We start from the raw sequence: 23792 nt of genomic DNA on the forward strand, positions 1-23792 counted from the left end.
GATGGAACACCTGCCTGACCTGCCCAACGAACAGCTGGACAAGATCCTGACCGTGACGGACCGTTATTTCGGGTACGACTTTACAGGGTATGCCCGTGCATCGATCCGCCGGCGCGTAGCGGGTTTTATGAACCGGTCGGGTATCCGGACGGCGGGGGAATTGGAGTATCACTTACTGAACGACGAGACCTGTTTCCCGCGTTTTCTACAATATGTCACGGTCAATGTGACGGAAATGTTTCGCGATCCCGGTTTTTACAAAGCTTTGAGGGAAAACATCATCCCCCAACTGGCGTCCTATCCCTTTATAAAAATCTGGCATGCGGGTTGCTCCACTGGGGAAGAAGTTTATTCCATGGCCATCCTTTTGCAAGAGGAAGGGCTGCTGGAAAGGACGAAATTGTACGCAACGGACATCAATTCGTACGTCCTGGGTAAGGCCAAACAAGGGATATTTCCGCTGAGATACATGCAGGAATATACCCGGAACTATCGCAACAGCGGGGGGAAGGAGGTCTTTTCCGGCTACTACACCGCCAGGTACGACAACGTCGTCTTCGATGCCTCCCTCAAGAAGAACATGGTTTTTGCCCTGCACAACCTGGCCTCCGACGGGAGTTTTAATGAGTTCAACCTGATCCTTTGCCGGAATGTCATGATCTATTTCGACCGGACATTCCAACAAAGGTGCGTGCGGCTCTTCCAGCAAAGCCTTTGCCTCCTGGGTTACCTGGGTCTGGGCACCAAGGAATCCCTCGCCTTCAACGACCCTCAGCGTAACTTTGAGGAAGTGGATGCGCGTTGGAAGATGTACCGCAGAACCCGCTGAGCTCAAACAAACGCCTGTATGCCAGAGCAACCCATAGAAGCAGTGATGGTCGGAGGCTCCGCGGGGAGCTTCGAACCGTTTGCACACCTGATCAAGGCCGTCTCCGGCAAGGAAATGCCGCCGGTGGTGGTGGTGTTCCACCTGATGCGGAATGTGGAAAACCGGGTCGTCGACCTCCTTCGATTCAAAACAGGGAATGCGCAGATCGCGGAAGCGGAGGAAAAAGAATTCCTGAAACCCGGTTGGGTCTACGTTGCACCGGCCAACTATCATTTGCTGATCGAAGAGGACCGGACGTTTTGCCTGGACAGCTCCGACCCCGTATACTTCAGCCGTCCTTCCATAGACGTCACTTTTGAAAGCGCGGCACAGGTCTATGGAGCGGGTGTGGTGGGCATCCTGCTCAGCGGGAGCAACGGGGATGGTACTTATGGCATGCAGTGCATCGAACGGCGGGGGGGTGTCCCCCTGGTCCAGGACCCGGAGGAGGCGGAATTTAAAACAATGCCTCTTTCCTGCATCCAACACCTGGCCCATCCTCGTATTTATACCTTGAACCAGATAGAAGACTTTTTTTTATCCAGAACCCGAGCATGAACAAACCACGAACACTGAACATCCTGCTGGTGGACGACCGCCCGGAAAACCTGCTGGTACTCGAAGAATTGCTGGCCGCCGAAGGCCGGCGGTTCGTGCGCGCTTCTTCCGGCCAGGAAGCGCTCCGCTACCTCCTCAAAGGAGCTATAGGTCTTATCCTGCTCGACGTCCAGATGCCCGACATGGATGGTTTCGAAGTAGCCTCCCTGATCAAAGGCAACCCCGCCACCCGGGACATCCCCATTATTTTTATGACCGCCATTTCCAAGGACGAGAAATACGCCCTGAAAGGATACGTGGGCGGGGCTATCGATTATCTCTATAAACCCCTTAGCCCGGACATCACACGGGCCAAGATTCAGGTCTTTGAGCAACTGTTCCATCGCCAGGAGGACCTCAGGGAAGCCAACGCGCGGCTTGTGCAAATGAACCAGCAACTGGAGGACCTGAACATGCAGAAGAATTACCTGCTGGGTATGGCGGCCCACGACCTCCGTAACCCCATCGGCGCCATCGCCCAGCTCAGCCAGCTGTTGCTGTCGGGGATCGAAGGGCCCGTATCGGAGGAACAGACCAAGTTTCTCACCGCCATCCGGGAATCCAGCGATTATATCCTGCACATCATCGAAGACCTCCTCGACGTTTCCAAGATCGAATCGGGGAAAATGTCTCTGGACATACAACCCACGGACGTACATACTCTCCTGGCCCGCAGCCTGTCCATCCACCGGCTCATCGCGGAGAAAAAAGACATCCGCCTGGAGCTCAGGGCCGACACCCGGACCGCCTATCTCTACCTGGACGCGGTCAAGATCGAACAAGTCGTCGGTAACCTCGTCTCCAACGCCATCAAGTTCTCGCCAAAGAACACCACGGTCGTCGTCCATGCCCAGGAACAAAACGACCAGTTGCTGATATCGGTAAAGGACCAGGGCCTGGGCATTCCCAAGGAGGAACAATACAAATTATTCAGCGGATTCCAGACGACCTCCGTTCGCGCTACCGCGGGAGAGAAAAGTACGGGTCTGGGTCTGCTTATCTGTGCCAAGATCGTCCAGGCCCACGGCGGCGCCATCCATTTACAAAGCGAGACGGGCGTGGGGTCCACCTTTTGGTTTACGATCCCGGTGACCGTGGCGGAACACGTCATGGAGGCGGACCTTCCGCGGGGGCGGGAATACAGTCCCTTTTCCACAGGGCTTGCGGCCGCCGAAAAAAACGACGTGTCGACGCAAGCGAAAACGATCCTGGTCGTCGAGGACGACAAGGTCGCCCAGCTTGTCGTCAAAAAAGTGTTGAGCCGGCTTGGGTATAAAGCGCTCGTGACGGATAGTGCCGAGGAAGCCATCGATCTGCTCCAGAAAACCGACGTGGGGATGATCTTTATGGATGTGCACCTCCCTGGTATCAGCGGGATCGAGGCCACGCGCCGCATCCGGAAGCTCCCCGACCTGGCGAAACAAAACGTTCCCGTCGTGGGGTTGACTGCTTCCCGCGCCGAAGAGGAGATCGACGAGTGCATACGCGCGGGCATGAACCTTTGCATCAGGAAGCCCGTGATGGTGGCGGAGTTGCTCAAGACCCTGGGGGCATAAAATGCCGGAGGCGCCGCTAGGGCGCCTCCTGATATTTTAAACCTCTTCGGCCTTCATCGACTTCTGAACGCGTTTGCGTTCGTCTTCATCGAGGATCGATTTACGCATGCGGATAAAGTGCGGGGTGACCTCGATACACTCGTCTTGCTGGATGTACTCCATACACTCTTCGAGGGTCAGCACCGTTTTGGGCGCGATGTTGGTTGCCGCGTCGGTGCCGCTGGCGCGCATATTGGTGAGCTTTTTGCCTTCGTTGGAGTTGACTACAAGGTCACCGGGTTTGTTGTTTTCGCCGATAATCATGCCTTTGTAGACTTCTTCCCCGGGGTCGACAAAAAAGAACCCGCGATCCTGGAGCTTATCAAGGGAATAACCCGTGGTGGTGCCGTTGTCTTTGGCGAGCAACACCCCGTTGTTGCGTCCGGGGATAGCGCCCTTCCAGGCTTTGTATTCGGTGAAGCGGTGGGCCATGACGGCTTCGCCCTGGGTGTTGGTCAGCATTTGCGTGCGGAGGCCGATGAGACCGCGGGAGGGAATCTCGAATTCCAGGTGCTGAATGTCTCCTTTCGTTTCCATCACGTGCATTTCACCCTTGCGGCGGGTGACCAGGTCGATCACCTTGGAGGCGAATTCCTGGGGAACGTCGACCACCAGGTTTTCGTATGGTTCTGCCTTTTTGCCGTCGATCAGCTTAACAATGACGCGCGGCTGACCCACGGTAAGCTCGAAACCTTCCCGGCGCATGGTTTCGATAAGGATGCCCAGGTGGAGGATGCCCCGGCCGTATACCATGAAAGTGTCCCCGCTCTCGGTATCTTCTACGCGGAGCGCCAGGTTCTTTTCGGTTTCTTTGATGAGGCGGTCCCTCAGGTGGCGGCTGGTGACAAACTTGCCGTCCTTGCCAAAGAAGGGGGAGTTGTTGATGCCGAACGTCATGTTCATGGTGGGTTCATCCACCTTGATGACGGGCAGGGCCTCGGGGTTTTCGAAATCGGCGATGGTATCGCCGATGTTAAAGTCTTCCAGACCGACTACGGCGCAAATATCGCCGGAGAGGACCTCGGTGACCTTCTTTTTGCCCATGCCTTCGAAGACATACAATTCACGGACGCGGGACTTCTTGACGGTGCCGTCGGCCATGACGAGGGAAATAGGTTCGTTTTCCTTTATGGAGCCCCGGGTGACCTTGCCCACGGCGATACGGCCGAGGAAGGACGAGTAGTCCAGGGAAGTGATTTGCATCTGGAGGGTGCCTTCGGAAATCTTGGGTTCCGGGACGTATTGAAGGATGCCGTCGAGCAGCGGGGTGATGTCCTCGCAGGGCGTCAGCGAGCTGTTAAACCAGCCGTTCTTACCCGAACCGTAAAAGGTCGGGAAGTTGAGCTGTTCTTCCGAGGCGTCGAGGTTGAAGAAGAGTTCAAACACCGCGTCGTGGACTTCGTCGGGGCGGCAGTTGGGTTTGTCGACCTTGTTGATGACGACGATGGGTTTCAGGTTGAGCTGCAAGGCTTTCTGAAGAACGAACCGGGTCTGGGGCATGGGCCCTTCAAAGGCGTCGACCAGCAGGATGACCCCGTCAGCCATTTTCAGGACGCGTTCGACCTCACCCCCGAAGTCGGCGTGGCCCGGGGTGTCTATGACGTTGATTTTAACGTCTTTATAAGTTACGGAGGCGTTTTTACTGAAGATCGTGATCCCCCGTTCCCGTTCCAGGTCGTTGGAGTCCATGATCAATTCCCCGGTTTCCTGGTTGGAGCGGAATACGTGGGTTGCGTGTAATATCTTGTCCACCAGGGTCGTCTTGCCGTGGTCAACGTGCGCGATGATGGCGATGTTCCTAATTTGCATATAGGCCGCAAAGGTACGTTAAATCTGCGGGGCGGCAAGGAAGGGGGGCAAACTTTATGGAATCTTCACATCCTGTTCACAGGTGTCGCCGCCAGGCGGCGTCTCACCGAAAAGCACCCCCGGCGGCGGCGCGGCCGAAAAACTCCGCCGATGGTAGGGCGTCAGCCCATACCGGGCAATGGCCGTCCGGTGGGCGACCGTACCATAGGCCTTGTTCCGGTCCCAGCCATACTCAGGGTGGACCTTATGAAGCTCCTGCATATAATCGTCCCGGTACGTCTTGGCCAGGATAGAGGCCGCGGCGATGGAAGCAAAGATGCCGTCGCCCTCCACGATACATTGGTGGGGAATGTCCTGGTAGGGCGTAAAGCGGTTGCCGTCGACCAGCAGGGCCTCGGGGCGCAATAACAATTGATCCAGCGCCAGGTGCATGGCTTTGAAGGACGCCTTCAGGATGTTGATCCGGTCGATCTCGTCATGGTCCACGCGGGCCACGGCAAAAGCCAGGGCCTCTGCCTCGATGATGGGCCGGAGCTCCAGGCGGACGGCCTCGGACAATTGCTTGGAATCGTTGAGGAGGGGGTGGGCGAAGTTCTTGGGGAGGATGACGGCGGCGGCATAGACCGGACCGGCCAGACAACCCCTGCCTGCCTCGTCCAGACCGGCCTCGATCTTTTTGTTGTGAAAGTATGCGCGGAGCACTACCCCAAAATTAAGGGTTTGGGACTACCTTTGCACCGTTTATGAACAGTCCACGTTCTTCAAGACCCGTCGCCATCTGGATCATGGTGGGGGTCGGCATGCTGATGGTGCAGGTATTGCTGGGTGGAATCACCCGTCTGACCGGTTCGGGTCTTTCCATCACCCAATGGGATGTCGTCACGGGTGTGTTGCCCCCCCTGGGACACGATCAGTGGATGGCGGAGTTTCACAAGTACCAGCTTACCCCGCAATACCGGCTGCTGAATTCGGACTTTACGCTAAAGGATTTCCAGTTTATCTTTTTCTGGGAATGGTTCCACCGGTTGTGGGCCCGGTCGATCGGGGTGGTGTTCCTCATCCCTTTTATTATTTTCCTCCTACAAAAACGTTTCCGGCAGGACATGGTCATCCCGATGGTCATCCTTTTCCTGTTGGGTGCCCTGCAGGGGATGGTGGGCTGGATCATGGTGGCCAGCGGTTTGACGGGGGACGCGGTCTATGTCAACCCGGTCAAGCTGGCGATGCACTTTATGTTTGCCATGGTCCTGATCGGGTATGCCTTCTGGTTCGGGCTTATGTTGCTGGTCCCTTCAACAGAGCGGTGTAAGGACCGCGGGCTGGCCCGGGGCGCTTTGGCCTTGCTGGCCCTGATCATCGTCCAGCTGACCTTTGGGTCGCTCATGGCCGGGAATAAAGCCGCCACCGCAGCGCCTACCTGGCCGACCATCAACGGCGAGTTTTGGCCGTCGGGCATTTGGAACAGCGCGCTGGGGGCGGGGAACCTGGCCGCCAATAAAATTACTATCCACTTTATCCACAGAGGGCTTGCATACATCGTCCTTATCGCGGTGTGCCTGTTTACGTGGCGCGCCGTCAGAGCGACGCGTGCGGCCGGGGCTGCGGCGAGCGCCAAAACGGCGCGTGCCGCCTATCTTCCCCTGGCGCTGACCCTCACCCAGGTCCTCCTGGGCATCGGCGCCGTCCTTTTCAGCCCGGGTATCCAGGTCGGCCATTGGGGCCTTTTTGACTGGGTGGCGGAGACCCACCAACTGGTCGGGATGTTTTTGGCTTTGTCGGTATTATACGTCTTTTATCTCGTGAGCAGAAAATCCTGATATTTGATCCCGGTATGCGATCAATTTGGTTGGGATTCTACCGGTCCTTTCCGGTGCAATTGGTGTTGCTCCACATCCGCAAGTACCAGGTGTTGCTCATCTTCTGGTGGATTGTGGGGAGTGCGGTGGCGGGGCAGTTTATGTCCGGCTTCGGAGCGGACACCCTGTTCCTGGCGCCCGAGTACCGGGGGCAGGTCAATTTTCTGAGCGCTCTTTTTGTGGGGATGGGGCTCGGGATCTTTATCATGAGCTGGTACATCACGACCTTTATCCTTTTCAGCCGGTATTTCAAGTTTCTGGCGACGACCTCCCATCCCTTTCTCAAATACTGTTTGAACAACGCGGTGATCCCCTTGGGGTTTTTGGTCTTTTATTTCATAAAGGTCTACCGGTTCGAACGCTACCGCGAGTTGATGAGCCATTTCGAGATCGGGATGATGATGGCGGGGTACCTGATCGGGCTCATCACCCTGATGGTGTTTAGCTTTGGCTATTTTTTCGGGGCGAACCGGACCATTTTCCGGGAACTGGGGCCGCCGGAAGCGGACGCGGACCGGCTCCGGAAGCAGTACCGGGCGTGGAAACAGCCTTCCGGCAGACCCTCTCACGAGCTGACGCGGGTGGACTGGTATTTTACCAACCTGATCAAAATAAAAGCGCCACGGGACGTGAGCCACTACAGCGAGTCTTTTTTGGACCGGGTGTTCAAACGGCACCACTTCGCGGCGATCCTGTCGATCCTGCTGGCCTTCCTTTTGCTGATGACGGTGGGTTATTTTATGGACAATCCTTACCTGCAGATCCCGGCGGCGGCGAGTATCCTGATCTTTTTTGCGCTCCTGATCGCGGCCTCGGCGGCCTTTGTCTACTGGCTGGGGGGATGGTCCATCCCCGTCGCGGGGTTGTTGCTGGTGGGGCTGAACCTGTTGTTCACCTACAACATCCTGGACACCCGGAATAAACTCTACGGCCTCGACTATACGCACGACCAGCCGGCCCCGGTGTATAGCCGCGACAGCATACGTGCCTTGTGCACCCCTGACCGGATGATGGCGGACGAGGCGAATATGATCGACGTGCTGGAACGCTGGAAGGCGCGGCAGGCGAGTCCGCGGCCTACCCTTTTCCTGATCAATGTGAGTGGGGGCGGGACCCGGTCGGCGACCTTTACGATGTGCGTCCTCCAAAAGCTCGACAGTCTTTCGGGGGGACAGTTGATGCGCCGGACTTTCCTGATGACCGGCGCCTCGGGGGGCATGCTGGGGGCGACGTATTTCCGGGAGCTGTACCGGATCCGGCAAAGCGGGTTGCCCATTCAACTGGGGGACAGCGTGTATGTGGATAATATCTCCAAGGACCTGCTCAACCCGCTGTTTTCATCCTTTGTCACCCGGGACATCCTGGCGCCGGCCCAGTCGTTCCGCGTAAATCCCTATACGTATGTAAAGGACAGGGGGTATGCCTTTGAGGAGCAACTGGACCGCAACACGGGCTATGTTCTTAACCAGCGTCTCGGGGACTACCGCCGGGAAGAGTCTGCCGCTATGCTGCCGCTGATCATCTACAATGGAACGATTTCCAGGGACGGCCGGCGGATGATGATGAGCACCCAGCCCCTGAGCTTTTTGATGGAGTCCCCGCGGGACAACAACAAAGGCATCTTCTCCGATCCGGACGCCGTCGACTTTGCAACCTTTTTTAAACGGCAGCACCCTGACAATATACGCATCCTGAGCGCCCTCCGGGTGGGCGCCACCTTCCCGTATGTACTGCCCAATGTCTGGCTGCCCTCTTCCCCGGTGATTGACCTGATGGACGCCGGTTTGAGGGACAACTATGGCCAGGAGACGACGATGCGGTTTCTGCAGGTGTTCGATTCGTGGATCAGGGACAATACGTCGGGGGTGGTCTATGTCCAGATCAAAGACCGGAGGGGGAACGACTGGATCGATGACTTTTCTTCGACACCGGACTTTACCGAATTCTTTACCCGGCCTTTCATGACCCTTCAATACAACTGGCCGAAGCTGCAGGACTATTCGCAGGAAGAGCTGGTGAGCGCCGGGGCGGAGGCCTTCCACTTCCCCTTTAAAAAGATCACCTTTACGTACGTGCCCGCCAACGGGAGTTCGTATGCACCGCTCAATTTTCACCTGACGGCCCGGGAAAAACTCAGCGTCATTTCCTCCCTGCAAAGCCCGGAGGTACAGGCTTCCCTGAGAGGTTTGGAAGGGTTACTGAAGCGGTAAGGGCCGGAGCAGCCGGAAGGCCTTGGGGATCACCTGTATGGTAAAGGTGTCGTTACCCGGCCAGGGGTCCCCGTCGATGTGGAGGGGCGCCAGCTTTGGGTTGCGGATGACCAGGGACCGGGTCTGGAAATAAAGGATATCCTCCGCCTTTTCGCTGATCCCATAGTGTTTTTGGACCTTTCCACTGCGGACCTGGCGGAGGATGGAGCCCACCAGTTTGCGTTTGCTCATGTCTTGCACGATGACGATGTCGAGCATGCCGTCGCCTAAATCGGCCTGTGGCGCGATCGTAAAGTTGTTGCCAAACTGGTTGCTGTTGGCGATGCTGATAAAGTACGCGTCGGTGTTGAACTGCTGCCCGTCGACATAGACCTCGAAGGGGTACGTTTTGGCCTGGAAAAAATTACGGACAGACGTCTTTACATAGGTCCAGAACCCGCGGGTGCCCGCGGCGGCGAAATCGTGGGCGACCTGAGCGTCAAAACCCAACCCGCTCAGCATACAACAGAATTGTTCGTTCATATAGAACGCATCAACGGGCGCGTACCGGTTGGCAAAGATGACCTCCAGCGCCCGGCGGGGGTCTTTGGGAATCCCCGCGGCAAAAGCGAGGCCATTCCCGGAACCCCGGGGGATGATCCCCAGGCTGACGGGGACGGGGATGTCCTGTATGGCCTTGGCGACCTGGCGGACCGTTCCGTCCCCGGCAGCCACGACGACGTCGGTGACGAACTCGTGTTTGATCTTTTCCCTGAGAAAATGATAGTCCCCCGTCGGATGCGTATCCACGATGCTGTAGTGGATCCTTTGTTCCTCCGTTAAGCGGGATATGAGTGCTTTGAGCGACTTTTTCCCCCCCGTGCCTGAAATGGGATTGACCAGGTAGACGATATGCCGCATGGCATTGCAAGGTCGCGAAAAAATCCAATACCTTTGCGCCATGTCGAATTTATCTGAACAGGAGATCATCCGCCGGCAGAAACTGGCCGAATTGAAGGAGCTTGGGATAGAACCTTACCCCGCGCCGGAGTTTATCGTGACCCATACGGCGGGCGACATCAAGGAACATTATACGGAAGAAAATAAAGCGCAATATGCCGAAGTATCCCTGGCCGGTAGGATCATGGGCGTAAGGGACATGGGGAAGGCTTCGTTTGCCGTGCTCCAGGACCATACAGGCAGGATACAGCTGTACATCAAACGGGACGATATATGCCCCGGGGAAGACAAAACGCTGTATGATACAGTCTGGAAAAAACTGTTGGATATAGGCGACATCATCGGCGTAAAGGGATACGGGTTTATCACGCGGACGGGGGAAATCTCCGTACACGTACGCGAACTTACGCTGCTCTCTAAGTCCCTTAAACCGCTTCCGGTGGTGAGGGAAAAGGACGGGGAAACCTTTGACGCGGTCACCGATCCCGAATTCCGGTACCGCCAGCGGTATGTGGACCTGACGATCAACCCGGAGGTCCGGAAGGTCTTCCAGCAACGCACCAGGTTGATCAGCACCATCCGCCATTTCCTGGACCGCCAGGGCGCGCTGGAGGTGGATACCCCCGTGCTCCAGAGCATCCCGGGCGGGGCCATCGCGCGTCCCTTTATTACGCACCACAACGCGCTGGACATACCGTTGTATCTGCGTATCGCCAACGAATTGTATCTCAAACGCCTGATCGTGGGTGGTTTTGACTGGGTGTATGAGTTTAGCCGGGACTTCCGCAACGAGGGGATGGACCGGACCCACAACCCGGAGTTTACCATCCTGGAATTCTATACCGCTTACAAGGACTATTTCTGGATGATGAACCAGACGGAGGCGTTGCTAGAGGAATGCGCACAGCAGTTGCACGGCACGACCGACGTGACCGTCGGCGACCGTGCCATTAGCTTTAAGGCACCCTTCGCGCGGGTGCCGATTTACGACGCCATCCAGACCCATACAGGAATTGATATCCGCCACATGGACGAAGCGGCCCTCCTGGAGGTCTGTAAAAGCCTGCACCTGGAGGCGGACGCGTCCATGGGGAAGGGCAAACTGATCGACACTATTTTCGGGGAAAAGTGTGAGCACCACTATATCCAGCCCACGTTTATCATCGACTACCCGGTTGAAATGAGCCCGCTGACCAAAAGCCATCGCAGCAAGACGGGGCTGGTAGAGCGTTTCGAGCTGATGATCAACGGTAAGGAGATTGCCAATGCGTACAGCGAGCTCAACGACCCTATTGACCAGCGCGCCCGTTTTGAAGAGCAGGTGCGGCTGATGGAACGCGGGGACGACGAAGCGATGTATATCGATTATGACTTCCTGCGGGCGCTGGAATACGGCATGCCCCCCACCGCCGGTATCGGTATCGGGATCGACCGTCTTTGCATGTTGTTGCTCAACCAGCCGTCGATCCAGGATGTGCTTTTGTTTCCGCAGATGCGGCCGGAGCGGCAGGCGAGCCATCAAGACGCTGAGCCGGAGCCGCAGCAACAATAGACTTTTGGATGCCCTGCATCAGTTCGATCTGGACCTGCTGAATCTCCAGCAATTTCCGCTGTTCGTGGATCAACAGGTGGTCCACCTTTTCATGTAAGAGACGGATCTCTACTTCCGCCTTTAGATTGACCTTGTAGTCGTGTTCCGAACGGGCCCGGTCCTTGTCGGCCTGGCGGTTCTGGCTCATCATGATGACGGGTGCCTGTACGGCGGCCAGACAACTCAGGATGAGGTTCAAAAGGATAAAGGGATAGGGGTCGAAACCCTTGTCCTGGAGGAACCAGATATTGAGCGCGATCCAGGCCAGCAGTACGACGAAGAAGGAGATCAAAAAGGTCCAGCTGCCCCCGAAGGAGGCTACCCTGTCGGCCACCCGCTCCCCAAAGGTTGCTTCCCGATCCTCTTCTTCTTCCACGTTTTCACTTAGGATCTGGTTTTTGCCGATGGCCTGGACGACCTCCTTTTCCATGTCGGTGAGTTCGCCGATCTCGTTTTGGATCAGGCCGGCCACATAGTCGGCCCGCATATCATTGAAGGCCTCCGTGGACAGGTGGCTTTTCTCATTGAAGTCGGGATAACGGCTTTTGATAAAGTCGTAGATCGTTTTCCGGATCTGGCCGCCGCTGACGGATTCGTCGGGGGAACAGAGTTTATTGGTGATAAAACAACGATTCATATATTACTATAGTACGTGTAATATACGACGGCGAAGCGAATGGAAACGATATCCTACGCTTAAGGATGCGCTTTCGTTGATGGTTTTTAAACCGAGGTTTTTTTGGGGCTCCTGGACCATGTCGTAAAAACCGTTTAGGTAGACGTACCATTTGTCCCCGTTATACCCCGCGGTCAGCCGGCCCTGGTAACCTAAGTCGGGAAAAAACTGCTGGCGGGTATGGAATTCGTCCATATAAACACCGGCCCCCGGACCGATACAGAAAAAGGGCGTGCAGGTCCAGCGGCCTTCTCCCCAGGAGAAGGCATAAGAATAACCCACCCGGGCCAGGAGGACGACGTGGTTGGCATCCTTCTCGATGAGGTTGTATAAGGTGGTGTCCTTAACCGCGGTATCAAGGGCGTTTTTGCGTAGGGAGAAGTTCTGATAGGAAGGCGTCAGCATGACAAACCAACTGCCGCCGCTTTTGGCCTGTAACCGGGCGAAGTTGGCGGCGGCGCGGTAGGAGAACCGGGAAGGGTTGAACAGATAGACGGCATTGATGCCCACGTATTTGTAGTCCGGCCACTGCCAGACAGTATTGACCAGGTGGAGACCGGGATTGTCCTGGTCGACCAGCCCCCGGTCGTGCTGGTAGGAACCTTCCAGTCCCCAGCGGTTCCACCAGTGGCTGATGATCAGCTGGCTGGCTTTCACTTCTTTATTGTTCCCGCCCAGGACCGAGGTCTCGGGTATGTTGAGGGCATAATAAATGGAAAACCATTTGTAGTTGAGCGCGGCCCCGAAATAGGCGCTGGTATTGGCCTGGAGCCGGGGCTGATGACCGCCCTTGGCGGTGCCGGAGGTGAAACGGGTGTGGTAAAACCCGATATACGAACGGACGTTATTGCTGTCGGCAAAATCATGGAAACGGGGTACCTGGGCCTTCTCCTGGGCCATAAGCGCGGCGCCCGGCAAGAGCGCCGCCAGGATCATATAGAACCTAAGCCACCGCATGTATCCTTAGTGCCGGTGCAGGTCCGCCCCCGGCTCGCGCATTTCTCCCTTGTGCTTGGTATCGACCTTGCGATAGGCCCAGGCGAAAAACAACGGGAAGACCAATAACGAAAAGACCATCGCGCATAGTATACCCCCGATCACGACCCGGGCCAGCGGCCGGGAGCTCTCAGACCCGATACCCGTGGAAATGGCGGCCGGGAACAAGCCGATCGCCGCCATCAGGGCGGTCATCATGACGGGTCTTATCCTGGAGTTTACCCCCAGTTTGATCGACGTATATAGGGAATTGCTTTGTCCTTTGATCTTTTCCAGGTTTTGCTTGAAGACCGTGATGAGGAGCACGCCGTCCTGTATGCAAATACCAAACAAGGCGATAAACCCTATCCCCGCGGAAATACTGAAATTGGTCCCTGTCAGGTGCAGGGACACCAAGCCACCCACGATGGCAAAGGGGACGTTGAGGAACACCAGACCGGCGTCCTTGAAATTGCCAAACATGATAAAGAGCAGCAAAAAGATGAGTAAGAGGCTGATCGGTACGACCTCCTCCAGCCGTTTGGTGGCCCGTTGCTGGTTTTCAAAGTCACCCTGCCAGACCATCGTATAGCCCTTTTGGAGCTGGACGGCGGCGTCGACCTTTTTCTGGGCCTCGGCGATGGTAGACCCCATGTCCCGGCCACGGACCGAGAACTTCACGGCGGCATAGCGCTCGTTGTCGTCCCGGAAGATCAGGCAGGGGCCATCCTTCATCGAGATGTCGGCGATTTCCCGGATAGGTACCTTCGACCCGCTCAGGGTGGGGACGAGGGTGTTGGCAATGTCGTCTATGGAACCCCGGAATTCCTGGGGGAAACGGACGCGGATGTCGAATTTTTCTATGCCTTCGTATAGTTGCGATACGGCTTTACCCCCGATGGCCATTTCGATGACCGCGTTGGCATCGGCCGTGGCGACGCCATACAGGGCCATCTTATGCTGGTCGAGGTTGATCTCCAGTTCCGGCTGCCCGATGTTCCGGATCACCCCAAGGTCCGTAATCCCCCGGACCTGGCGGAGCTGGTCATTGACGGCAAAGGCCTTTTTCTCCATATAATCCAGGGAATCCCCGAAGATCTTTACGCAGATCGATCCCTTTACACCGGAGACCGCTTCTTCCACGTTGTCGCTGATGGGCTGGGAGAAGTTGAGGTCGGCTCCCGGGATGACCGACAAGGCTTTGGTCATGGTATCGATGAGTTCTTCCTTGCTGAGGTGGGGTTTCCAATCGCCTTCCGGGTACAGGATAACGTCGAATTCATTGTTGTAAAAACCCGTTACGTCGGTGCCGTCGTCGGGCCGCCCGGTCTGGCTGACCGCATTCTTCACCTGCGGGAAGGTCATCAGGATGTGGCGGACCTGGTCCGCTACCTGTACCGATCTATCCAGGGAAATACTGTACGGCATCTGGACCCGGAGCCAGATGGCGCCTTCGTCCAGTTCGGGAAGGAATTCGGACCCCAGGAATTTGAAGGAATAGATCCCGACAACGATCACGGCCAGCGAGATCAGCATCGTGGGTCTCCGGAAACGCTTATAGTTCCAGGTGAAAATCCCGAGCATGATCCGGGTCAGGAAGTGGACAAAGGGGTTGTGTTTTTCACGGACGTTTTTGCGCAGCAGCAGGTTGATCAACACCGGGACCAGCGTCAGGGTCAGGATCAATGCGCCCAGCAGGGCAAAACCCAGGGTATAGGCCAGGGGCGAGAACATTTTGCCCTCTACCTTCTGGAAGGAGAAGATGGGCAGCAGGCCGGTGATGATGATCACCTTGGAGAAAAAGATGGCCTTGGCCAGTTCCGCGCCTTTGTTTTTGATCAACCCGAGTTTGACGACCTTGTTGAAACGCTCCATCCCCATCTCCATCGCCTTATGGTCCAGGGCCACAAAAAGGCCTTCCACCATGACCACCGCCCCGTCGATGATGATCCCGAAGTCGACGGCGCCCAGCGACAGCAGGTTCGCCGACATACCCATCATGTTCAAACAAATAAAAGCGAACAAAAGGGCAAGGGGTATGATGATGGAAACGATGAGGGTGGTCCTCCAGTTGAACATAAAGATGGAGACCAGCAAGGTGACCAGGAGAATACCTTCTATAAGGTTATGCATCACCGTGTGCGTCGCAAAATGGATGAGGTCCTCGCGATTATAGTACGGGACGATCTTGACGTCGGGCGGGAGCACTTTGTCGTTGAGCTTCTGGATCTTGGCCTTTAGGGCGTTGATCACAATGGAGGGGTTTTCCCCTTTCCGCATCAGTACGATACACTCCACGGCGTCTTCCACGTCCCGGACACCCCCGCTGTCCAGCCGGTCGGAACGGCCGACGTGGCCCAGGCGGGGAACGTTGCTGATCTGTACGTCCGCGACGTCCTTGACAAGGACAGGGATGCCGTTGTTGTTCTGGATGACGATATTCTTGATCTCCTTGATGTCGTTGATCAGGCCGATGCCCCGGACCACAAAGGCCTGGTTGTTGCGGACGATGACGTCCCCGCCGATGTTGATGTTGCTGCGGCTGACGGCGTTGGACACGTCCAGGGGGGTAATGCCCAGTGAATTGAGCTTTTCCGGGTTGACCTGGATCTCGTAGACCTTGACCATCCCCCCGAAGCTGGTGAGATCGGCGATCCCCGGCACCGACCGGAGCTGACGGTCAACCACCCAGTCCTGGATGGTTTTGAGTTCCCGGGCGTCCCTGAGGTCGCTTTCCAGCGTATACCGGAAGATTTCCCCGGTGGGGCCGGTGGGCGGCTGGACCTGGGGGTTTACCCCGTCGGGTAAGTCCGCGTTGGGGAGCAGGTTATTCACCTGCTGGCGGGCATAAAAGTCTTCCACCCCGTCGTCAAAAATCAGCTTGACATACGAAAGCCCGAAGATGGACGTAGACCGAAGGCTGGACTTTTTCTGTACGGGGTTGAGCGCGATCTCTATGGGTATGGTGACGAATTTCTCGACTTCTTCCGCGCTCCGGCCGGGCCATTGGGTGATGACGCTGATTTCCGTATTGGTCACGTCCGGGAACGCCTCGATCGGCATGTTCACGAAACACACCATCCCAAACGTCACCAGGACGCCCGTGGCGAAAAAGATGAAGTACTTATTCTTTAGCGAGAAGGCGAGGACCTTACGAAGGAATTTGTTCATCGTTGCTTAACTATTCAACTGAGCATAAATCAGCAATGCCTGGGAAGCCAGGACCTTGTCTCCTTCGTTGACCCCGGAGGAAATATAGGTCTGGTCGCCCACGCTGTTGATGACCGTTACTTTATGCATCTGCACCTGGTGCTTATCCCCGACGACCAGCACGAAATACTGGCTGTTGTCGAAAATGAGGGCACTGGACGGGACGCAAAGGGATTGTTGATTTGTCTTATTGCTGATGGTCACGCTGGCAAACATCTCGGGCTTTAGCAGATAACCCGGATTGGACAGGACCACGCGTACGCTCATGACCTTGTTGGTGGGATCGAGCACGTTCGATATCTTGTCCACCTTCCCCTTGAAAACCTTTCCGGGATAGGACAGGGTCGTGATCGTGGCGCTGTCCCCGAGGTGCACATTCTGTATGTTCGACTCGTAGACGTTGGCCAGGATCCAGACATTATTGAGGTCGGAGATGGTAAACAGGTTGGTCCCGTTGTCCGCCCGGATGGCCTGGTTATTGGTCACGAATTTTTCGACGACAAACCCGTCTATCGGCGACTTGACGGTCATCAGCCCCTGGGTGGCGCCGCCTCCGTTGATGGCCAGCACCTGTTGGGCGCGGGCGAGTTCGGATTGGGCTTGTTTGTACGCGGCATCGGCGGCGATCACATCGGATTGAGAAGCCAGTCCGCCCTTGAAGAGGTCTTGTTCGGCGTCCAGGTTTCTTTTGGTGATCTGGATATTGGTCTGGGCATTCACCAGGTCCCGGGTGTAGCCGGCCATTTCGGAACTGCGAATGACCCCCAGGTCTTCCCCGGCGTGTACATAATCCCCCAGGGCGACATTCACCCCGGACATGTTCCCGCTGACCATGGGATAGATCTTCACGACATTGTCGTTGTTAAACGAAATCTTCCCGGTAAGGGTAATGGCATTGACCATGGGGCAGGAACGGACCGGCGCTACATCCAATGTTTTGGCGAGGGAGTCCGGTAGCGTATAATAATCGCTGGCAGGGGTGGGTTTGTCATCTTCATGATGGCAGGCGGTGGAGAAAAAGACTGCAATCACGCACAAAAGGGCCAATGGTTTATTCATCTGTTTAGCCATGTTGGGTGGCGGACGAAATTAACCCTTTTTAATGTATTAAACCTGTACGACTTCCGGAACGTTGAACCGGAAACCGATCCCATGGATCGTCTCCAGGATGATGTGGGGGTCCGCTTTAAAGTGTTTGCGGAGTTTTGTAATAAAAACGTCCATGCTCCGGCCCAGGAAATAGTCGTCCTTCCCCCAGACATTGAGGAGGACCTCCTCGCGTTTGAGGATCTTGTTGGGGTGTTTGCAAAGGAACAAAAGGAGGTCGGCCTCCTTCTGGGTCAGGTTGATCGTTTGTTCGTCTACGTAGATCTTCAGGTCGGTAAAGGAGAACCGTAATTTCCCGATCTGGTAGGAAACGGCTTCTTCCGAATGCAGTTTTTTGGTCCGGCGGAGGAAGACTTCCATGCGGAGGATCAGCTCCTGCATGTTGAAGGGTTTGACGATATAGTCGTCCGCCCCGCTTTGAAACCCCTTGATTTTATCTTCCTCCATCGCCTTGGAGGTGATAAAAAGGATGGGAATGACGTCACTTTTACCCCGGATTTTCTTGGCGACCGTAAAACCGTCTTTCGAAGGCATCATGACGTCCAGCAGGCATATATCGAAGTCCGTTTTCCCGAATTGTTGCAGCGCCTCTTCCCCGTCCGGGCATAACGTCACGTCGTACCCCCCGATTTCGAGGTTGTCCTTGATGACATAACCCAGCACAAGGTCATCTTCGGCTAATAAAACTTTAATTTTGGCCGGCTGCATGTTTTTAGCTGATTTAGCTGTTTTTTAAGGTTGTAAGCGGCAATATAGTAAGAATTCCGTTACTGTTCTACTTAACTTTGCGCCTTAACCGTCTGGCGAATATATGAGTAAACCCTCGCAGATTTTCCAAACCGATAACCCATCCAGGTGGAGGCGTGTTCAATGGTCCACCCGTGTGCTGCTGGCGGTATTGGTCTTTCTCATCCTGATCCTGTTCATTGCGCTGGCCCGGTTTAAGAATCCATCCCTGCCCCTGCTCGAACAACAGGCCGATTACTATCAGAAGATCCTGAAACCCAAGGGGGTTATCACCTTCAAGAACTCCAGGAACAAGGCCTATCAGGGCTTTCGGGACGTCCTGGCCAGGGCGGCGGATTCGGCTGTCCGGAACCGTGCCGCCGCCAAGGAAAACCCGTTTATCCGGGCCGCTTTTTATAGCCCCTGGTCCGCCCCGGCCCATATTTCCCTGAGGAACTATGCGGGAAGGCTGAACAGCATCTTCCCGGAGTGGTTTCTCCTCGGTGAACAAGGGCTGAGAAGCCAGCTGGACACCTTTGGGCTGAACATCATGCAGCGAAACAGCCTCAAGATTTACCCGGTAGTGTCCAATTTCAGCACCGCCAAACAGGACTTCGACGGCCGCCTCGTAAAGCCCCTCCTCCATGACAAAGAGGCCCGGGACCGGTTCCTCGGCGCCCTCAAGGATACCCTGCTGAAATACAATTTTGACGGGGTCAATATAGACTTTGAAGAGCTCGACGAGAAAAGCCCCCACTTTTTAGTGGACTTTATGGAGGCCCTTTATAAGACCCTTCATCCCCTGAAAAAGCTGGTCACGATCGACGTTACCCCTGAAAACGACGACTACGACTATGACAAATTGGCCGCCTGGAGCGATAATATTGTCCTGATGGCCTATGACCAGCACTACGACGAAAGCATACCCGGCCCCGTCTGCGGACAGAAATGGATAGAAGAGGCCATGGACCAGGCCGCCAAAGACATCCCCTCCGGCAAGATCATTTTAGGTTTGGCCGGGTATGGGTATGATTGGCCGAAAAGCGGAAAAGCCGAGTCCATCAGTTATCAGCAAGCCCTGTCCCGGGCCCAGGAGTCCCACGCGGACATCGATTTCGACAACGACAGCTATAACCTGCATTTTACCTATACAGCCAAAGACGTCAACGAGAACGGCAACAACGACCAGGTGGAGGACGTCCAGCACGAGGTATGGTTTACCGACGCGGCCACCAACTTCAATACCATCCGGTTTGCGGACGAATACGGCGCCGCGGGCACGGTCCTTTGGCGTATGGGCGTAGAAGACACCCGCTTGTGGACTTTTTACCCTTATGATCTGAGTAACAATGGGTTAAGAAAACGCCCATTTGACTATAACTCGCTTTCCTTTGTGCCCTTGCAGTGGGACAACGTGGCGCCGCCTATCGGAGAGGGGGAAATCCTGTCCGTTGAAAACATGCCACAGGAAGGCAAAATCCGGCTGGAAGTCGATTCGGCGGAAAACCTCATCACCGAACAACACTACCTCCAGCTCCCCGTAAGCTTCCTGATCCGCCGTTTCGGGGAAGACACCAGCGAGGTTCACCGCAAGATGATCCTGACCTTTGACGACGGACCCGACCCGAGGTGGACCCCCGAAATCATCGACATCCTGCAAAAAGAAAACGTCCCGGCCGCCTTTTTTGTCGTGGGGATCAACGCCGAAAAAAACATTCCGATCCTCCGTGAAGAATACAAGCTGGGATATGAAATCGGCAACCATACCTTTACCCACGGCAACATTGCGCTGATGGGCCCCCGCCGGGCCGAACTGGAAATGAAACTGACGCGGTTGCTGATCGAGTGCGTTACCGGCCGGTCGACGATCCTTTTCCGCCCCCCGTACAACGCCGACTCCGAGCCCCATACGTTTGAGGAGCTGATGCCCATCGCGCGCAGCAAAAAGGATAATTATTATACCGTGGGCGAAGCCATCGACCCGGAAGACTGGGAACCGGGGGTGTCCGCGGATTCCATTTACGCCCGTGTCGTCCGCGTGGAAGCCGCGAGCAAAGGGAGCATCATCCTGTTACACGACGCCGGGGGGACCTCCCGCCAGGCCACCGTGGAAGCGTTGCCGAGGATCATCCACTACTTTAAGGTCAAGGGATACCATTTTACCACTGTCTCCGACCTCATGGGTAAAACATACGCCGACGTCATGCCGGTATTACCCAAAAGCAAGGATACCTGGATGGTCGAAGCCAACTACTACCTCGCCAGCTTTACCTATTGGACCGGTGAGATCCTTTTTATCCTGTTCCTGGTGGGTATCGGCCTGTCGCTGGCCCGTATGTTCATGATGCTGATCATGGCGTTCTACCAGAAAAAGCGGGAAAAGACCCTGGAAGAAGGGTACCGGGCGGTAGCAGCATCGTGGCTGACCAACGGCGCACCGCTGGTGAGCATCGTTATTCCTGCCTATAACGAAGAGGTCAACGCGGTCAAAACCATCGAAAGCCTCCTGGAACAAGACTACCCCAACTACAACATCCTTTTCGTCGACGACGGCTCCAAGGACGAGACGTTCGCGAGGGTATCCGCTGCTTTTGCGGACAACCCTAAAGTGCGGGCCGTGACAAAACCCAACGGGGGGAAGGCCTCCGCCCTGAACTACGGCATCCACATCACCGAGGCGGAATTCATCGTTTGTATCGACGCGGATACCCAGCTGAAAACCGACGCCGTCAGCGAACTGATGCAGCGCTTTACCCACGAGGACGTGGGTGCGGTGGCGGGCAATGTAAAAGTGGGGAATGAGCGGAACCTGCTTACCTATTGGCAAAGCATAGAGTACATTACCGCCCAGAACTTCGACCGCCGGGCCTTCGACCTGCTGAACTGTATTACGGTCGTTCCGGGAGCCATCGGCGCCTTCCGGCGCTCCGCCATGGCCGACGCGGGTTTTTTTACCACCGATACCCTGGCGGAAGACTGTGACCTGACCATGCGTCTCCTGCGCAAGGGCTACATCGTCCGGAACTGCGCTACGGCGCTCTCTTATACGGAGGCCCCGGAGACCCTCGGCATGTTCCTGAAACAGCGTTTCCGCTGGAGCTACGGCGTCATGCAGTGCTTCTGGAAACACCGGGACGCCCTGTGCAACAACCGCTACAAGGCCTTTGGCTGGGTGGCCCTACCCAACATCCTTATTTTCCAGATCCTGTTGCCCTTCCTGGCACCCCTGGCCGACCTCATCCTGGTCCTCAGCCTGATCGCGGCCGGGTTTGGCTTTGTGGACGCCAGCACCTGGCACATCGTCATTTATTACATCGTCTTTACGTTCGTCGACGTCCTGGGGGCCTCGCTGGCCTTTGCTTTTGAGCGGGAAAACCCCAAAAAGCTCCTGTGGATGCTTCCGCAACGCCTGGTGTACCGGCAGTTGATGTACTATATCCTCCTTCGCTCCCTCCGGCAGGCTGTAAAGGGCCAGGGGCAGGGCTGGGGACGGCTAAAGCGGACGGGGAATGTGAATGTGGTGCGCAGTTAGGGCGCCGCCGCGACTCATTAAATTGTATCTTTAGGGACTAAAGCTCTTTGTCATGATTTCCCCATTCGACCTTGGCAAGCCCGTCGCGATTGGCTCAGACCACGCGGGGTTTGAATTTAAGGAAGCCATTATTTCCCTGTTGGAGGGAAAGGGACTTCAATACATCGACTGCGGCACCCACTCCAGGGCGTCGGCAGACTATCCTGACTTCGCCCATCCCGTGGCCATGGCCGTGGAGCGGGGCACGGTAGCCTTTGGCATCCTCTTGTGCGGCAGTGCCAACGGTGTCGGGATCACCGCCAACAAACATCCGGGCGTACGCGCCGCCGTGTGTTGGGGAGACGAGATCGCCAGCCTGGCCCGGCAACACAATGACGCCAATATTATATGCCTCCCGGCCCGCTTTGTGGCGCTGACAGACGCCGAAGAAATGGTGGAGATTTTCATGACCACACCCTTTGAGGGTGGCCGCCACCTCGCCCGGGTGAACAAGATCGGTTGCCAGTCATAACATTCCTGCAGGGGGCGCGCCCCCTTTCTCCTATCTTGGCGGGAAATCGCTTAAGACATGGGAAAATGGATGACGCTAGTGCTGGTTTTGTCCGCAGGCGCGGCCGCTGCGCAGCACCCAGAACGTTTTGCAAAGGGCATTACTGCCCAAGACCTCAAGGACAAATTATACACCGTTGCCTCGGCCGATATGCAGGGCCGGGAAACCGCTACCGAAGGGCAGCGCAAGGCGGCGGCTTTTATCGAGGCGTATTTCCAGTCCCTGGGACTTAAACCCGGCAACGGGACCTCTTATCAATTGGAATATCCGGTGTATGCGGATAAGCTGGACCACGCGGCGGTTACCGTGGGAGGTGCCGCCTTCGCCGTCGATCAGGACTTCAGCGTGATCTATTCCCTGAACCACAATGCAACATCGTATTTCAGTGAGGCGACGTATGTGCCGATGCCCGCGGCCGCGCCCTCCGGGGCCCCCGCGGACCCTTTCGCGGGCCTCGACATCCGCGGTAAGCTGGTCGTTTTGAGCGGCATGGGCACCAACTTCAGCCTCCGCCAACTTCGCCCGCTGCTGGCCAATATTCAAAAGGCAGCCCCGGCAGCCGTGCTGTTGATCCAGTCCAATTTCCCCCGGACCGACGCCTCCGCGACCCAGCGCGCCAATATGTACGTCAACCTGTACAAAAAGACGGAAGCCCCGAACCTCTTTATGGTGTCCGAAAACATCGGCCGGGCCATCTTAGGCGCCGCCTTTGATTCCGCCAAACAAGGCACGCTCTCCACGGGTATCCATACCGCCGACGTCAAACTCGACTTTGCCAAAACCACCGAGCTCCGCCATTCCACCGACGTCCTGGCCGTCTTTCCGGGTACCGACAAGGCAGACGAATACGTCTTTGTCACGGGGCACTACGACCACCTTGGCATGCACGACGGTAAGATCTGGTATGGTGCAGACGACGATGGTTCCGGCACCTGTGCCGTTCTGGAAATTGCAAAGGCGTTTACCGCTGCCGCCAAGGCCGGCAAGGGTCCCCGCCGCACCATGGTGTTCATGACCGTGTCCGGGGAAGAAGAAGGACTGTGGGGCTCGGCCTATTATACCAACCACCCCGTATACCCCCTGGCCAAAACCAGCGTTGACCTTAACATCGACATGATCGGGCGGATCGACCCTTCTCGCAAATACGGGGATTCCATGAACTATGTGTACGTCATCGGGGACGACAAGCTGTCTTCCGACCTCGCCCCGATCACCGAAGCCATCAACACGAAATACACCCACCTCGAACTGGACCGCAAGTTCAACGACCTTAAGGATCCCAACCGTTTTTACTACCGCAGCGACCACTATAATTTTGCCGACAAAGGTGTTCCCATCATCTTCTATTTTAACGGTACCCACGCGGACTACCACCAGCCCACGGACACCCCCGACAAGATAGACTATGACCTGTATGCCCGCCGCGCGCAACTGGTTTTCTATACGGCCTGGGATATGGCCAACCGGGACGAGATGCTCAAACGGGATATGCCGTTGAAATAGAGGCATATCGGCATTTTGGGAAAAAGGGAGCTACCGGCTCCCTTTTTT

At 56.2% G+C, this 23792-nt stretch carries 17 protein-coding genes; 9 read left to right on the forward strand and 8 right to left on the reverse strand.

Annotated elements, in window-relative coordinates:
• The first annotated feature begins 1 nt into the window (after nt 1).
• From EDB95_RS04215 to EDB95_RS04225, 3 genes are read left to right on the forward strand one after another with little or no spacing between them, the layout of a single operon-like run.
• Complete coding sequence (locus EDB95_RS04215; protein ID WP_133990891.1) at nt 2-829, forward strand: CheR family methyltransferase; 828 nt, start codon at nt 2-4, stop codon at nt 827-829.
• Nucleotides 830-847: 18 nt separating this feature from the next.
• Nucleotides 848-1426: a chemotaxis protein CheB gene (locus EDB95_RS04220; protein WP_133990893.1), complete on the forward strand. Its 579-nt coding sequence runs from the start codon at nt 848-850 to the stop codon at nt 1424-1426.
• Complete coding sequence (locus tag EDB95_RS04225) at nt 1423-3021, forward strand: hybrid sensor histidine kinase/response regulator (RefSeq protein WP_133990895.1); 1599 nt, start codon at nt 1423-1425, stop codon at nt 3019-3021. The genes EDB95_RS04220 and EDB95_RS04225 overlap by 4 nt, the downstream gene beginning before the upstream one ends.
• Before the next feature lie 36 nt (nt 3022-3057).
• On the opposite strand, the gene typA is transcribed toward EDB95_RS04225, so the two are convergent.
• Both typA and EDB95_RS04235 read right to left on the reverse strand, forming a co-directional pair.
• Nucleotides 3058-4869, reverse strand: a complete 1812-nt coding sequence (typA, locus tag EDB95_RS04230; protein ID WP_133990897.1) for a translational GTPase TypA — start codon at nt 4867-4869, stop codon at nt 3058-3060.
• 54 nt (nt 4870-4923) lie between these two features.
• Nucleotides 4924-5571, reverse strand: coding sequence for a ribonuclease HII (locus EDB95_RS04235; protein WP_133990899.1), 648 nt, complete (start codon nt 5569-5571; stop codon nt 4924-4926).
• Between the two features lie 41 nt (nt 5572-5612).
• On the opposite strand from EDB95_RS04235, the gene EDB95_RS04240 reads away from it, so the two are divergent.
• Together EDB95_RS04240 and EDB95_RS04245 are read left to right on the forward strand one after the other, a co-directional pair.
• A complete protein-coding gene (locus tag EDB95_RS04240) occupies nt 5613-6686 on the forward strand; it encodes a COX15/CtaA family protein (RefSeq protein WP_133990901.1) in 1074 nt (357 codons plus the stop codon).
• 14 nt (nt 6687-6700) lie between these two features.
• Nucleotides 6701-8935, forward strand: a complete 2235-nt coding sequence (locus tag EDB95_RS04245; RefSeq protein ID WP_133990903.1) for a hypothetical protein — start codon at nt 6701-6703, stop codon at nt 8933-8935.
• Here the strand turns inward: EDB95_RS04245 and EDB95_RS04250 are convergent.
• The gene (locus tag EDB95_RS04250; protein ID WP_133990905.1) at nt 8921-9835 is read right to left on the reverse strand and encodes a diacylglycerol/lipid kinase family protein; all 915 of its coding nucleotides are present in this window, start codon (nt 9833-9835) and stop codon (nt 8921-8923) included. The genes EDB95_RS04245 and EDB95_RS04250 overlap by 15 nt on opposite strands.
• Before the next feature lie 40 nt (nt 9836-9875).
• Between EDB95_RS04250 and lysS the strand changes: the two genes are divergently transcribed.
• Nucleotides 9876-11426, forward strand: a complete 1551-nt coding sequence (gene lysS / locus EDB95_RS04255; protein ID WP_133990907.1) for a lysine--tRNA ligase — start codon at nt 9876-9878, stop codon at nt 11424-11426.
• Here the strand turns inward: lysS and EDB95_RS04260 are convergent.
• The 5 genes from EDB95_RS04260 to EDB95_RS04280 are packed head-to-tail and all read right to left on the reverse strand — an operon-like array spanning nt 11326 to nt 18141.
• The gene (locus EDB95_RS04260; RefSeq protein ID WP_133990909.1) at nt 11326-12102 is read right to left on the reverse strand and encodes a DUF1003 domain-containing protein; all 777 of its coding nucleotides are present in this window, start codon (nt 12100-12102) and stop codon (nt 11326-11328) included. The genes lysS and EDB95_RS04260 overlap by 101 nt on opposite strands.
• 6 nt (nt 12103-12108) lie before the next feature.
• Complete coding sequence (locus EDB95_RS04265; RefSeq protein WP_133990911.1) at nt 12109-13098, reverse strand: DUF4421 family protein; 990 nt, start codon at nt 13096-13098, stop codon at nt 12109-12111.
• 6 nt (nt 13099-13104) lie between these two features.
• Nucleotides 13105-16287 (reverse strand): efflux RND transporter permease subunit, encoded by a 3183-nt coding sequence (locus tag EDB95_RS04270; RefSeq protein WP_133990913.1) that lies wholly within the window; start codon nt 16285-16287, stop codon nt 13105-13107.
• 6 nt (nt 16288-16293) lie between these two features.
• Nucleotides 16294-17385 (reverse strand): efflux RND transporter periplasmic adaptor subunit, encoded by a 1092-nt coding sequence (locus EDB95_RS04275; RefSeq protein WP_211352043.1) that lies wholly within the window; start codon nt 17383-17385, stop codon nt 16294-16296.
• Nucleotides 17386-17433: 48 nt separating this feature from the next.
• The gene (locus EDB95_RS04280; protein WP_133990917.1) at nt 17434-18141 is read right to left on the reverse strand and encodes a response regulator transcription factor; all 708 of its coding nucleotides are present in this window, start codon (nt 18139-18141) and stop codon (nt 17434-17436) included.
• Between the two features lie 103 nt (nt 18142-18244).
• Here EDB95_RS04280 and EDB95_RS04285 point away from each other — a divergent pair, with 103 nt between their 5' ends.
• From EDB95_RS04285 to EDB95_RS04295, 3 genes are read left to right on the forward strand one after another with little or no spacing between them, the layout of a single operon-like run.
• On the forward strand, nt 18245-21691 hold the full coding sequence (locus EDB95_RS04285; protein WP_133990919.1) for a glycosyltransferase: 3447 nt from the start codon (nt 18245-18247) through the stop codon (nt 21689-21691).
• 52 nt (nt 21692-21743) lie between these two features.
• Nucleotides 21744-22202 (forward strand): ribose 5-phosphate isomerase B, encoded by a 459-nt coding sequence (rpiB, locus tag EDB95_RS04290; protein WP_133990921.1) that lies wholly within the window; start codon nt 21744-21746, stop codon nt 22200-22202.
• A 57-nt stretch (nt 22203-22259) separates the two neighbouring features.
• Nucleotides 22260-23744 carry a M28 family peptidase gene (locus tag EDB95_RS04295; RefSeq protein ID WP_133990923.1) on the forward strand — a complete coding sequence of 495 codons (1485 nt, stop codon included), beginning with the start codon at nt 22260-22262 and terminating at the stop codon, nt 23742-23744.
• The last annotated feature ends 48 nt before the right edge of the window (nt 23745-23792 follow it).

The organism is Dinghuibacter silviterrae (assembly GCF_004366355.1).
Lineage (GTDB): Bacteria > Bacteroidota > Bacteroidia > Chitinophagales > Chitinophagaceae > Dinghuibacter > Dinghuibacter silviterrae.